Raw genomic sequence first — 12,689 nt, forward strand, 5'->3', positions numbered from 1 at the left:
GACGGTGTCAGGCGCCGATGGTCGCCGTGTCGATGACGAACCGGTAGCGCACGTCCGACTTCACGACGCGGTCGTAGGCCTCGTCGACCCGGTCGGCGCCGATCGTCTCGATCTCGGCGGCGATGTCGTGCTCGGCGCAGAAGTCGAGCATCTCCTGGGTGAGGGCGATCCCACCGATGTTGGACCCGGCCACCGTCTTGTCACCGTTGATGAGCGCACCGAACGGCAGCTTCTGCGGGCTCGGCGGGAGCCCGACCGTGACGAACGTGCCGAACGGCTTGAGCAGCGAGAGGTACTGCGGCAGGTCGAGGTCCGCGCTGATCGTCGAGATGATGACGTCGAACGAGCCGGCGAGCTCCTCGAAGGTCTTGGCGTCGCTGGTCGCGCGGTAGTCGCGGGCACCGAAGCGTCGGCCGTCCTCCTCCTTGGACAGGCCCTGGCTCAGCACCGTGACGTCCGCGCCCATGGCAGCGGCGATCTTCACGCCCATGTGGCCGAGTCCGCCCATGCCGACGATGGCGACCTTGGCGTCCGGGCCGGCGTGGTCGAGCCAGCGCTTGAGCGGCGTGTAGAGCGTGATGCCGGCGCAGAGCAGGGGCGCGGCCTTGTCCAGGTCGAGGCCGTCGGGGATCCGGACGACGAAGCGGTCGGTCACCACGACCTGCTGGCTGTAGCCACCCTGGGTGATGGTGCCGTCGACGTCGGTGTCGCCGTAGGTGAAGACGGTCTTCTTCTCGCAGAAGTTCTCGTGCCCGGCCTTGCACTGGGCGCACTCGCCGCAGGAGTCGACCATGCAGCCGACACCGACGCGGTCACCGACCTTGAACTTCGTCACCTCGGGGCCGACCTCGCTCACCACGCCGGCGATCTCGTGCCCGGGGGTCAGCGGGTAGGAGGTCTCACCCCACTCGCCGCGCACGGTGTGGATGTCGCTGTGGCAGATGCCGGCGAACTTGATGTCGATGCGCACGTCGTCGGCGCGCAGGTCTCGCCGCTCGACGGTCGTGGTCTCGAAGCGGCCGTCAGCGGACGGCATGGCCAGTGCTGCAGTGCGGGACATGGTTCTCCTCGGGGGGTAGGGGTCAGTCACCGTCAAGTGACAAGTCCCCTGCCCGACGACGTATTCCGCCGACCGTCAGAGCTTCGCGAGCTTCTTCGCCAGCCCGGCGGCCACGTCGCGGTAGGCCTTGGCCCCCTTGGAGTTGCGTGAGGTGGCGAGGATGGAGCGCCCGACCGCCGGGGCCTCGGCGAACCGCACGGTCTTGGGGATCGGGGGTTCGAGCACGGGCAGCCCGTAGCGCTCGCCCACGTCGGCGAGCACCTCCTGGGCATGGTTGCTGCGGCCGTCGAAGAGCGTGGGCAGTATGCCGAGGACGGCCAGGTCCTTGTTGAGGATGCGCTGGACGTCCGTCACGGTGTCGAGGAGCTGCCCGACACCGCGGTGGCTGAGCATCTCGCACGGCATGGGGATGACCAGCCCCTGGCTGGCGGTGAGGGCGTTGAGGGTGAGCACCCCGAGGCTGGGCGAGCAGTCGAGCAGGATGACGTCGTACTCGGCCCGCACCTCCTCCAGGGCGGTGCGCAGCACGTACTCGCGGCCCGGGCGCGGCAGGAGCTGCGCCTCGGCCCCGGCGAGGTCGATGACGCTCGGCACCAGGTCGACGCCGTCCTCGCAGGTCACCCGCACGTCAGCGACGGTGGCCTTGCCGAGCAGGACCTCGTTGACCGACGACTCGACCTCGTCGGGGTCGACCCCGAGGCTGAACGTCAGGCAGGCCTGGGCGTCGAGGTCGACGAGCAGCACGCGCTTGCCCTGCTCGGCGAACGCGGCCCCGAGGGAGGCGACCGAGGTCGTCTTGGCCACACCACCCTTCTGGTTGGCCACGGACACGATGACCGCTGGTCTGGTGCGAGCTCTGGCCAACGCGGGGGCCTTTCGTGCGAGGGCGGGTGTGGTGTCGGGGGCCAGTCTGTCAGGTGCCCGTACGGCGCCCGAACCGCCGCCGCGGGACGGCCGGCAGGCACCGGCCGGGAGCACGAGAAGTGGGCATCGGCGCGGCGGGACGGTGGCCGAACCCTTATCGTGTGTGGTCAGAGCACGGTGAGGAGCTCGGGCGGCACACCTGCCCGGAAGACAGGGGCTTGGCTGGTGGCAGTGCCGCAACACGGTGGCCGGGAGGGCGGCACGCGTCTGGACGTGTCGTTCCCCGATGCGCTGCGCACTGCCGTCCGGCGCAGCGGGCGCAGCCTGGAGTCCCTGCGGCGCCGGCTGGAGGAGCGCGGCTCGTCCGTGAGCATCGCGACGCTCAGCTACTGGCAGTCGGGTCGCAGCCAGCCCCAGCGGTCCGCCTCCCTGGAGGCGGTGGCCCACCTCGAGGAGATCCTCGGCGTGCCCCGCGGCCACCTCGTCAGCAGGCTGGGTCCGCCGCGCCGCCCCGGGCCCACCCGCGGCCTGCCCACCGCCGCCCCGCTGCCTGACGAGATCCCGCTCGGGCAGCGCGCCCTCGAGGAGCTCGGCTTCGGCGTCCACCACGAGCTCGTCGACGTGACCGTGCACGACACGATCGACGTCGACGCCCGAGGCGTCCAGCGTGTGCGCACCATCCGCAACGTCGTCCGCGCCACCCGCGACGGCGCCCAGCGCATCCCCGCCCTGCTGTCGGTCTCGGAGCCGACCGGGGCGGTGGCCGAGTTCGAGGCGGTGAGCGGCTGCCGCATCGGTCGCCGGGTGACCCACGCGCGGGAGGGTGTCTTCGCCGCGGAGATCCTGCTCGAGCGGCCGCTGCGGATCGACGCGACGGGCGCCGCCGAGCACCGGGTCACGCTGCCCGCCGACGCGGCCCCTGACGACGCGGTGGAGTACTTCCTGCTGCACCGGGTCACCGAGCTCATGGTGTGGGTGCGGTTCGACCCGGACAGGCTGCCCGTCAGCGTCGAGACCTACACCGTCATCGACGGCCGGACCGTCTCGTCGCTGGTCGACCTCGCCGGCTCGACGAGCGTCCAGCACGTCGTGCACCGCGTGGGCCCTGGGCGCGTCGGGATCAGGTGGAGCTTCTGACCCCGTCGGACCGACCGGGCACGTCCTCGAGGGCCGCCCAGCCGGACTTCTCCGGCCCGAACGCCTGGCCTTCCGGGCAGTGCGCCCGGAAGTCGCACCACTGGCAGAGCGGCCCGACCGACGCGGGGAACCGCTCGGACTCGACCCCGCGCTCGGCGTAGTCGTCCTCGGCCCGGCGGGCGTCGCGGGCGATGGACTCGGCCTCGGCGATCTTGCGCTTGAGGGAGTCGCCGGTGTGCTCGTGCGCAGCGACCGTGCCGCTGGGCAGGTGGTGCAGCTCGACCCGCACGCACCGCCTGCGGAACATCTTCCACGCCGCCGCCGCGTAGAGGGCCAACGGCAGCGAGGTCCGGGCGTCGTCGTCGGTGGGCTCCCAGCGACTGGTCTTGTAGTCGACGACCGCGAGCTCGCTGCCCCGGTCGTCGAGCCGGTCGATGCGCCCCTGGAGCGCCAGCACCTCGGTCTTGAGCGACACCGTGCGCTCGATGCCGAGCGGCTGCTCGCCCGGGTCGACGTCGGCGAGGTAGCCGGTCACCTGGCGCTGGGCTCGCCCTCGCCACAGCGCCGACTGCTCGCTGTCGCGGAACCCGGCCTCGATCCAGGACGTGCGCACCAGCTCCGCGCCGGCGTCGGGTGTGCGCCCGGCCACGGGCAGGTCCCACCAGTCGCGCAGGGCGTTGTGGACGGCCGTACCCACCGACGTGTGTGCCCGCTGGGGTCGCGGGGGCGGGGAGGGCCGGTCGAGGTACTGCATGCGGTAGCGCCGCGGGCAGTCCACCCACGCGAGCAGGCGGCTCGGGCTCGCGCGGAACAGCCTCTGTGGCATGCCCCCGAAGGCCTCCTGCACGAACCCGCCCGGGCGCAGCGTCGTCGACCCCGCGGGGCTCCCCTGCTCCATACCGGGCAGGTTAGGCGCTGGCACGGACAAAGGCGTGGACGCTGTCGGCCACCATCTGCACCGCGATGGCCGACAGCAGCAGCCCGGCGATGCGGGTGATGAGGACGGTGCCGCTGTCCTTGAGCACGCGGTGGACCTGGCCGGCGAACCGGAAGAACAGCCAGACGACGAACATCGTGGCCACCAACCCGAGCGCCACCGCGACGTACTGGCTGGGGTGGTCGGCCCGCTGGACCTGGAGCATGGTCGCCACGATCGCGCCCGGACCGGCCAGCAGCGGGGTGCCCAGCGGCACCAGGGCGACGTTGACCCCCGCGTCGGCGTGCTGCTCCTGCTCGGAGCCGGTGAGCAGCTGCAGGGCCACGAGCAGCAGGAGCAGGCCACCCGCTCCCTGCAGGGCCGGCAACGAGATGTGCAGGTAGGTGAGGATCTGCTGGCCGAAGACCGCGAAGAGCACGATGACCCCGAGGGCCACCAGCGACGCGCGACGGGCGGCCGCGATCTTCTGCTTCTGCGTGAGCGTGCCGGTGAGGGCCAGGAAGATCGGCAGCGCGCCGGGCGGGTCCATGATGACGAGCAGGGTGACGAACACCGAGCCGAAGACCTGCAGGTCGATGATGCTGCTCACGCGCGGACCACCTGCACCCCGCTCGTCGCCTCGTCCTCGATCTGCTGCAGCACCTGCGGGTCGGTGGTGTTCTCCCCGAGCCGGTTCTGCTTGCCGGTGCCGTGGTAGTCGCTGGACCCGGTGATGAACATCCCCAGCCGCGCGGCGAGCGCGTGGGCGTGGGCCCGCTCCCGCGACGAGTGGTCGCGGTGGTCCGCCTCGAGGCCCGCCAGACCGGCCTCGGCCATCTCCGCGACGACCTCGTCGGCGACGGTCCAGCCACGGGCGTTGGCGAACGGGTGGGCCATGACCGGCACGCCGCCGGCTGCCCTGACGAGCTCGACGGCCCGGACGGCGTCCGGCGCATAGTGGGAGGCGTAGTAGGGGCTGCCGTTGCCCAGCACCTGCGCGAACGCCTCGTCGCGGGTGCCGACGTAGCCGCTCTGGACCAGGGCGTCGGCGATGTGCGGCCGGCCCAGCGTGGCGCCCTCGCCCGCGAGCGCATGGACCTGGTCGAGGGTGACCGGTATGCCGTCGGCCGCCATCGCGGCCACCATGCGGGAGACCCGGGTCTCCCGCGACTCCCTCGCCCGCACGAGCTCGTCGCGCAGGCCGGCGTCGTCGGGGTCCACCAGGTAGGCCAGCAGGTGCACGCTGATCCCGCGGTGGGTGCAGGAGATCTCCACCCCGCGCACGAGGTCGACACCGACCTCGAGGGCGGCGGCCTCGGCAGCCGGCCACCCGGCATACGTGTCGTGGTCGGTGAGCGCCACCACGTCCAGGCCGGCCTCGGCGGCCGACCGCACGACGTCCGCCGGCAGCTGGGTGCCGTCACTCGCCGAGGAGTGGGTGTGGAGGTCGATGGGCACGGACCAAGGGTAGGGGCACCGGCGGGCCGGTCCGGCCAGCCGGTGCCGCGCTCCGGCCCGCCGCTCAGTCGGCGACCGGGCGCAGCTCCACGGTCTCGCCGGGCCCGGAGAACTTCGCCGCGACTTCCTCTGCGCGCGCCTGGTCGGCGACGTCGACGAGGAAGAACCCGGCGAAGTGCTCGACCGTCTCGGCGTACGGGCCGTCGGTCACCTTGCGCCGACCGCCCTCCCAGCGGAACAGGCGGGCGTCCCGCGGGTCGCCGAGCGCCTGTCCGCCCACGAGCTCACCGCGCTCGGACAGGTCCTGCATCACCGACTCGAAGTCGGCGTTGCGCTCCTCGCGCTCGGCGGCCGACAGGGCCTGGTGCTCGGCGAGGAAGTCGCTGGTGGGGTGTCCCCACGGCTGGGGGTTGGAGTGGATGAGGATGACGTACTTCATGAAGTGCTTCCCTGTCCTTGGTGCTGGTGGCCGTCACGGCCCTGACACCACCCTGACGGTCGAGGCCGGGCATCCTCGACATTTCGCCGCCGACATCTCGTCGGGGACACCTGTCCCCCACCAGTCAGCGCTGACGGGGCGTTCAGTTGTGAGGCAACGCACGCCCGTCCCGGTGTCGCCCCCCGCCCCGCGTCGGCAGGATGGCTCCCATGCAGTTCGGACGCAGCTACGAGGAGTTCGAGGTCGGTGCGGTCTACAAGCACTGGCCCGGCAAGACGGTGACCGAGTACGACGACCACCTGTTCTGCCTCCTGACCATGAACCACCACCCCCTGCACCTCGACGCCAACTACGCGGAGAACACGACGCAGTTCGGCAAGAACGTGGTGGTGGGCAACTACATCTACTCGCTGCTGCTCGGCATGTCCGTCCCCGACGTCTCGGGCAAGGCCATCGCCAACCTCGAGGTCGAGTCGCTGCGCCACGTCGCCCCGACGTTCCACGGCGACACGATCTACGGCCAGACCGAGGTGCTCGACAAGTGGGAGTCCACCTCCAAGGACGACCGCGGGGTGGTCCACGTCGAGACCAAGGGCTACAACCAGGACGGCACGCTGGTTTGCGTGTTCCGCCGCAAGGTGATGGTCCCCAAGGAGAGCTACCTCACGGCCCGTGGTGGGGAGCAGCCCGGCCGCCCCGAGCTGGTCGAGCCCGCCCCCAAGGACTGACCCGACCGGGTACGACGTCGCAGCCTGCCCGCAGGGACGCCCCGGTGGGGGTCTTGTCGGCGCCACTAGGGTCGGGGCATGGCCGATTTCGTCGGAGCGGTTGACCAGGGCACGACGAGCACGCGCTTCATGGTGTTCGACCATGACGGCGCCGAGGTCGGCCGACGACAGCTCGAGCACGAGCAGATCCTGCCCCGGGCGGGCTGGGTCGAGCACAGCCCGCTGGAGATCTGGGAACGCACCCAGACCGTGATCGCCTCCACGCTGGCGCGCCTCGACCTGCAGCCCACCGACCTGGCCGCCCTGGGCATCACCAACCAGCGCGAGACCACGGTGGTGTGGAACCGCAGGACCGGCCGCCCGCTGCACAACGCCATCGTCTGGCAGGACACCCGCACCGACCGGATCGCGCGGGCACTGGAGCAGTCCGGGCGTGGCGAGGTCATCCGCGAGCGCGCCGGCATCCCGCCGGCGGCCTACTTCGCCGCCGGCAAGGTCCAGTGGATCCTCGAGAACGTCGACGGTGCCCGCGCCGCCGCCGAGAAGGGCGACGCGGTCTTCGGCACGATCGACACCTGGCTGCTGTGGAACCTGACCGGCGGCACGGACGGCGGTGTGCACGTCACCGACGTCACCAACGCCAGCCGCACCATGCTCATGGACCTGCGCACCCTGGACTGGGACGACGAGCTGCTGTCCTTCTTCGACATCCCGCGCTCGATGCTCCCCGAGATCCGCCCGAGCTCCGACCCGGCGCTGTACGGCACGACCCGCCCGGGTGGTCCGCTCGGCGGCGAGGTGGCGCTGGCGGGCGACCTCGGCGACCAGCACGCCGCCACGGTCGGGCAGGTCTGCTTCAGCCCAGGCGAGGCCAAGAACACCTACGGCACGGGCAACTTCATGCTCCTCAACACCGGCGAGGAGATCGTCCGCAGCAAGTCGGGCCTGCTCACGACGGTCGCCTACCAGCTCGGCGACGCGAAGCCCGTCTACGCGCTCGAGGGCTCGATCGCCGTCACGGGTTCGGCGGTGCAGTGGCTGCGCGACCAGCTCGGCATCATCTCCGGCGCCGGCGACGTGGAGCCCCTGGCCCGCTCCGTCGACGACACGGGCGGCATGTACTTCGTGCCCGCGTTCTCGGGCCTGTTCGCCCCCTACTGGCGCCCGGACGCACGCGGCGCGATCGTCGGCATGAGCCGGTTCAACACCGGCGCGCACCTGGCCAGGGCCACGCTGGAGGCCATCTGCTACCAGAGCCGCGACGTCGCCGACGCCATGACCGCCGACTCGGGGGTCGAGCTCGAGGTGCTCAAGGTCGACGGCGGCGTCACCTCCAACAGCCTCTGCATGCAGCTCCAGGCCGACATCCTCGGGGTTCCCGTCTCACGCCCGGTGGTCGCCGAGACCACCGCGCTCGGCGCGGCCTACGCTGCTGGTCTGGCCACCGGCTTCTGGAAGGACACGCAGGAGCTGCGCGCCAACTGGCAGGAGTCGGAGCGCTGGTCACCACAGTGGAGCGACCAGCAGCGCGCCGACGGGTACGCCGGGTGGCGCAAGGCCGTGGAACGCACCCTGGACTGGGTGGACGTCGACGAGGAGCAGGCATGACGACCGCATCCGCCACCGGGCTGTCGCCGCAGGCGAGGCAGCAGGCCATCGAGGCACTGAAGTCCGGCGAGGAGCTCGAGCTCCTGGTCATCGGCGGCGGCGTCGTCGGAAGCGGCACGGCCCTGGACGCCGTGACCCGTGGCCTGTCGACCGGCCTGATCGAGCAGCGGGACTTCGCCAGCGGCACGTCCTCGCGCTCGAGCAAGCTCATCCACGGCGGCCTGCGCTACCTCGAGATGCTCGACTTCGCCCTGGTCAAGGAGGCGCTGCACGAGCGCGGCCTGCTGCTGACGCGCCTGGCTCCCCACCTCGTGCGCCCCGTGCCGTTCCTGTACCCGCTGAGCCACCACGTGTGGGAGCGCGCCTACGTCGGCTCGGGCATCGCGCTCTACGACACCATGGCGATGACCTCGACGGGCGGCGCCGGCCTCCCCCACCACCGCCACCTGACGCGGCGCCAGGCGCTGCGGCTCATGCCCAGCCTGCGCAGCGACGCGCTCACCGGGGCGGTCCAGTACTACGACGCCCAGGTCGACGACGCCCGGCACACCATGGAGCTGGCGCGCACCGCCGCCCACTACGGCGCCCACGTCGCCAACCGCGTCGCCGCCATCGGCTTCCTGCGCCAGGGCGAGCGCGTCACCGGGATCCGCGCCGTAGACAAGCTCACCGACGAGGAGTTCGAGGTCAACGCCCGCCAGATCGTCAACGCCACCGGGGTGTGGACCGACGACACGCAGGCCATGGTCGGCGAGCGCGGGCAGTTCCACGTCCGGGCGTCCAAGGGCATCCACCTCGTCGTCCCCCGCGACCGCATCCACTCCTCGACCGGCCTCATCCTGCGCACGGAGAAGTCGGTCCTGTTCGTCATCCCGTGGGGCCGCCACTGGATCATCGGCACCACCGACACCGACTGGGCGCTCGACAAGGCGCACCCGGCCGCCACCCGCACCGACATCGACTACGTCCTCGACCACGTCAACCGCGTCCTGCAGACCCCGCTGACGCACGAGGACGTCGAGGGGGTCTACGCCGGACTGCGGCCCCTGCTCGCCGGCGAGTCCGAGTCGACGAGCAAGCTCTCGCGCGAGCACGTCGTCGCCCACAGCGCCCCGGGCCTGGTCGTCGTGGCCGGCGGCAAGTACACGACGTACCGGGTCATGGCCAAGGACGCCGTCGACGAGGCGGTGCAGGCGATCGCGCGACGGGTGCCCGAGTCCACGACCGACACCGTGCCGCTCGTCGGCGCCGTCGGCTACGCCGCGGTCTGGAACCAGCGGCACACCCTCGCCAAGGACGCCGGGCTGCACGTCGCCCGGGTGGAGCACCTGCTGCGCCGCTACGGCGTGCTGGCCCAGGAGGTCCTCGACCTCGTGGCCGAGCGGCCCGAGCTCGGCGAGCCCCTCGAGGGCGCCGAGGACCACCTGCGGGCGGAGGTCGTGTACGCCGCCTCGCACGAGGGCGCGCTGCACCTCACCGACGTCCTCACGCGGCGGACCCGGATCTCCATCGAGGCCTGGGACCGCGGGGTCTCCGCCGCGCCGCACGCGGCCGCGCTGGTGGCCCCCGTCCTCGGCTGGGACGAGCAGCGGACCGCGGACGAGATCGCGATCTACCTCGGGCGCGTCGAGGCCGAGCGGGTCAGCCAGACGATGCCCGACGACGCCTCGGCCGACGAGGCCCGCCGCAGCGGCCCGGACAGCACCATCTGAGGCAGCCGCCGCTCGAGGGGCCTGACCTGCGGTTTTCCCTTAGGGTCCCGTCATGGCCCGCTTGCGCACCGTCTCCCCTGCCACCCGCGGCTGGACCCGCCGTCGTGCGGGCAAGGGCTTCGTCTACCTCGACGCCGACGGCGTCCGCCTGCCCGCCGAGGACGTCGAGCGCATCCGGTCCCTCGCCATCCCCCCGGCCTGGGAGAACGTCTGGATCTGTCCCGCCCCCAACGGCCACATCCAGGCCGTGGGCAGCGACGTCGCCGGGCGGCGCCAGTACCTCTACCACCCCGACTGGCGGCTGAAGCGCGACGCGGCGAAGTTCGACCGGGTGCTCGGTGCCGCCACCCGGCTGCCCGCCGCGCGCAAGCAGGTCCTGAAGGACCTCGCGCTGGAGGGGATGCCGCGCGGCCGGGCCGCTGCCGTCGCTGTCCGCCTGCTCGACCTCGGCTACTTCCGCATCGGCAGCGACGCCTACACCGAGGACAACGGGTCGTTCGGCCTGACCACGCTGGAGCGCCAGCACGTCACCCGCAAGGGTGACGTGATCGTCTTCTGCTTCATCGGCAAGTCAGGCATCGAGCACTGCATCGAGATCGACGACACCGCAGCGATGGAGGCGCTCGACCGCCTGCGCAAGCGACGGTCGGCCAGCAAGCGGCTGCTCGCCTACCAGGAGGAGCGGAGGTGGTCCGACCTCGACGCCACCGCCGTGAACGCCTACCTGCGCGAGCTGCTCGGCGGCGAGATGACGGCCAAGGACTTCCGCACCTGGCACGCGACGGTGCTCGCGGCCGTCGCGCTGCGCTCGAGCGGGGAGCCCGGCGACACGAAGGCGTCCCGGCGACGGGCCATCAAGGCGGCCGTCGACGAGGTGGCCAGCTACCTCGGCAACACCCCCACCATCGCCAAGAACTCCTACATCGACCCCCGCGTCCTCGACCGCTACGAGTCGGGCACCACCATCGACGTCGACCCGGGCAGGTTCCGCAGCCCCGAGCGCCGCCAGGCGGCGATCGAGAAGGCCGTGCTCGCCCTGCTGTCCCCCAGCTGACCCGGGCTGCCCCCGCCGCCGGCCGACCGCCGGCCGACCCGCTGCCACCCGACCGCCGGCCGACCCGGTGCCTGCCGAGCGCCGGCTGGCCGTGGCACGATGCGGGGGTGAGCAGCGAAGAGCAGAAGAAGCCGGAGAACCGCGCCCGCCCGACGACCGACGAGTTCAGGGCGTTCGTCGCCGAGGACTGGGCGCCCCGCCCGCCGGGCCCGAGCGGGCTCAGCGAGGCCGCACGGTACGCCGCCGAGCGCCGCGCCGCGGTGAGCAAGGCCTTCGAGGGAGACCGCCTGGTCGTGCCCGCCGGTGGGCTCAAGGTGCGCAGCAACGACACCGACTACGTCTTCCGCCCGCACACCGCCTTCGTGCACCTCACCGGGCTGGGCGGCGACCGCGAGCCCGACGCCGTCCTCGTCCTGGAGCCGCGGGACGACGGCACCCACGAGGCCGTCCTCTACTTCCGCCCGCTCGCCGGCCGCGACAGCGACGAGTTCTTCGCCGATGCCCGCTACGGCGAGTTCTGGGTCGGCGCCCGTCCCACCCTCGAGGACGTCGAGACCGAGCTCGGGGTGACGGCCCGCCACATCGACGAGTTCGCCGACGCGGTGGCCAAGGACTCCGGCGAGGTGACGGTGCGCCTGGTCCGCGACGCCGACCGCGACCTGACGCGGCAGCTCGACGAGGCGCGCACCTCGGAGAACACCGACCACGACGCCCTCGCCGAGACCGACGACGAGCTCGCCCACTTCCTGTCCCACCTGCGGATGACCAAGGACGAGTGGGAGGTGCAGGAGATGCGCAAGGCGGTCGAGGCGACCCACCACGGGTTCGAGGCGGTCATCGCGGACCTGCCCGAGGCAGTGGCCAAGGGACGCGGCGAGCGCTGGGTCGAGGGCGTCTTCGGCCTCACCGCCCGCCACGAGGGCAACGGGGTCGGCTACGACTCCATCTGCGCCGCGGGAGACCACGCCACCACGCTGCACTGGATCAAGAACACCGGCGAGATCCGTGAGGGCGACCTGGTGCTGCTCGACGCCGGTGTCGAGGTCGACTCCCTCTTCACCGCGGACGTCACCCGCACGCTGCCTGCCAGCGGCACGTTCACCGACGCCCAGCGCGAGGTCTACGACGCCGTGTACGCCGCGCAGGAGGCCGGCCTCGCAGCGGTGAAGCCGGGCAACAAGTTCTCCGACGTGCACGCCGCCGCGATCCGCGTGATCGCCGAGCACCTGCACGCCTGGGGGCTGCTGCCCGAGGGCGTCGACGTCGAGGGCACGCTCGACAAGGAGCACGGGCAGTACCACCGCCGCTGGATGGTGCACGGCACGAGCCACCACCTCGGCCTCGACGTCCACGACTGCGCGCTGGCCACCCGTGAGGAGTACATGGACGCCGAGCTGCAGCCCGGCATGGTCCTGACGGTCGAGCCGGGGCTGTACTTCAAGTCCGACGACCTCAAGGCGCCCGAGCGCTTCCGGGGCATCGGCGTGCGCATCGAGGACGACGTGCTCGTGACCGCCGACGGCCACGAGAACCTGTCGGCCGGCATGCCCCGCACGTCCGCCGACGTCGAGGCGTGGATCCGCGAGGTCCAGTCCCGCTGAGGTCGGGTGCGCACCCCTCCCCTCGAGTGAGTCTTTGAGCGGTTGACCCGGTCCTGACCGGGTCAACCGCTCAAGGACTCCGGGGTGGCACGGCCCGGTGGCAGGGCCGGGC

Annotated in this window: 12 protein-coding genes; 6 read left to right on the forward strand and 6 right to left on the reverse strand. The window is 72.0% G+C overall.

Annotation, left to right across the window (positions count from 1 at the left end):
* Nucleotides 1–7 precede the first annotated feature (7 nt).
* Both ABEA42_RS08510 and ABEA42_RS08515 read right to left on the reverse strand, forming a co-directional pair.
* Complete coding sequence (locus ABEA42_RS08510; protein WP_345502488.1) at nt 8–1,060, reverse strand: NAD(P)-dependent alcohol dehydrogenase; 1,053 nt, start codon at nt 1,058–1,060, stop codon at nt 8–10.
* Between the two features lie 75 nt (nt 1,061–1,135).
* On the reverse strand, nt 1,136–1,885 hold the full coding sequence (locus ABEA42_RS08515; protein ID WP_345502489.1) for a ParA family protein: 750 nt from the start codon (nt 1,883–1,885) through the stop codon (nt 1,136–1,138).
* A 264-nt stretch (nt 1,886–2,149) separates the two neighbouring features.
* Here ABEA42_RS08515 and ABEA42_RS08520 point away from each other — a divergent pair, with 264 nt between their 5' ends.
* The gene (locus tag ABEA42_RS08520; protein ID WP_345502491.1) at nt 2,150–3,061 is read left to right on the forward strand and encodes a hypothetical protein; all 912 of its coding nucleotides are present in this window, start codon (nt 2,150–2,152) and stop codon (nt 3,059–3,061) included.
* On the opposite strand, the gene ABEA42_RS08525 is transcribed toward ABEA42_RS08520, so the two are convergent.
* The 4 genes from ABEA42_RS08525 to ABEA42_RS08540 all read right to left on the reverse strand — a co-directional run bounded on the left by ABEA42_RS08525 (nt 3,045) and on the right by ABEA42_RS08540 (nt 5,874).
* A complete protein-coding gene (locus ABEA42_RS08525; RefSeq protein WP_345502492.1) occupies nt 3,045–3,959 on the reverse strand; it encodes a RecB family exonuclease in 915 nt (304 codons plus the stop codon). The two genes, ABEA42_RS08520 and ABEA42_RS08525, sit on opposite strands and share 17 nt — an antisense overlap.
* Before the next feature lie 10 nt (nt 3,960–3,969).
* The gene (locus ABEA42_RS08530; RefSeq protein WP_345502493.1) at nt 3,970–4,587 is read right to left on the reverse strand and encodes a MarC family protein; all 618 of its coding nucleotides are present in this window, start codon (nt 4,585–4,587) and stop codon (nt 3,970–3,972) included.
* Nucleotides 4,584–5,435 (reverse strand): PHP domain-containing protein, encoded by an 852-nt coding sequence (locus ABEA42_RS08535; RefSeq protein WP_345502494.1) that lies wholly within the window; start codon nt 5,433–5,435, stop codon nt 4,584–4,586. The genes ABEA42_RS08530 and ABEA42_RS08535 overlap by 4 nt, the downstream gene beginning before the upstream one ends.
* A 64-nt stretch (nt 5,436–5,499) precedes the next feature.
* Nucleotides 5,500–5,874, reverse strand: coding sequence for a YciI family protein (locus ABEA42_RS08540; protein WP_345502496.1), 375 nt, complete (start codon nt 5,872–5,874; stop codon nt 5,500–5,502).
* Nucleotides 5,875–6,083: 209 nt separating this feature from the next.
* On the opposite strand from ABEA42_RS08540, the gene ABEA42_RS08545 reads away from it, so the two are divergent.
* The 5 genes from ABEA42_RS08545 (at nt 6,084) to ABEA42_RS08565 (ending at nt 12,577) form a co-directional block, all read left to right on the forward strand.
* A complete protein-coding gene (locus ABEA42_RS08545) occupies nt 6,084–6,602 on the forward strand; it encodes a MaoC family dehydratase (RefSeq protein ID WP_345502498.1) in 519 nt (172 codons plus the stop codon).
* A gap of 78 nt (nt 6,603–6,680) precedes the next feature.
* Complete coding sequence (gene glpK, locus ABEA42_RS08550) at nt 6,681–8,210, forward strand: glycerol kinase GlpK (RefSeq protein WP_345502499.1); 1,530 nt, start codon at nt 6,681–6,683, stop codon at nt 8,208–8,210.
* On the forward strand, nt 8,207–9,922 hold the full coding sequence (locus ABEA42_RS08555; protein ID WP_345502500.1) for a glycerol-3-phosphate dehydrogenase/oxidase: 1,716 nt from the start codon (nt 8,207–8,209) through the stop codon (nt 9,920–9,922). The genes glpK and ABEA42_RS08555 overlap by 4 nt, the downstream gene beginning before the upstream one ends.
* A gap of 52 nt (nt 9,923–9,974) precedes the next feature.
* The gene (locus ABEA42_RS08560) at nt 9,975–10,976 is read left to right on the forward strand and encodes a DNA topoisomerase IB (protein ID WP_345502501.1); all 1,002 of its coding nucleotides are present in this window, start codon (nt 9,975–9,977) and stop codon (nt 10,974–10,976) included.
* 107 nt (nt 10,977–11,083) lie between these two features.
* Nucleotides 11,084–12,577: an aminopeptidase P family protein gene (locus tag ABEA42_RS08565; RefSeq protein WP_345502502.1), complete on the forward strand. Its 1,494-nt coding sequence runs from the start codon at nt 11,084–11,086 to the stop codon at nt 12,575–12,577.
* The last annotated feature ends 112 nt before the right edge of the window (nt 12,578–12,689 follow it).

The organism is Pedococcus ginsenosidimutans, from assembly GCF_039544395.1.
Taxonomy (GTDB): Bacteria; Actinomycetota; Actinomycetes; order Actinomycetales; family Dermatophilaceae; genus Pedococcus; species Pedococcus ginsenosidimutans.

Bases quoted from the DNA above. Each gene is read 5' to 3' on its own strand.
- ABEA42_RS08510 (WP_345502488.1), bottom strand. From the start codon at position 1,060: ATGTCCCGCACTGCAGCACTGGCCATGCCGTCCGCTGACGGCCGCTTC.
- ABEA42_RS08525 (WP_345502492.1), bottom strand. From the start codon at position 3,959: ATGGAGCAGGGGAGCCCCGCGGGGTCGACGACGCTGCGCCCGGGCGGG.
- ABEA42_RS08540 (WP_345502496.1), bottom strand. From the start codon at position 5,874: ATGAAGTACGTCATCCTCATCCACTCCAACCCCCAGCCGTGGGGACAC.
- ABEA42_RS08545 (WP_345502498.1), top strand. From the start codon at position 6,084: ATGCAGTTCGGACGCAGCTACGAGGAGTTCGAGGTCGGTGCGGTCTAC.
- glpK (WP_345502499.1), top strand. From the start codon at position 6,681: ATGGCCGATTTCGTCGGAGCGGTTGACCAGGGCACGACGAGCACGCGC.
- ABEA42_RS08555 (WP_345502500.1), top strand. From the start codon at position 8,207: ATGACGACCGCATCCGCCACCGGGCTGTCGCCGCAGGCGAGGCAGCAG.
- ABEA42_RS08560 (WP_345502501.1), top strand. From the start codon at position 9,975: ATGGCCCGCTTGCGCACCGTCTCCCCTGCCACCCGCGGCTGGACCCGC.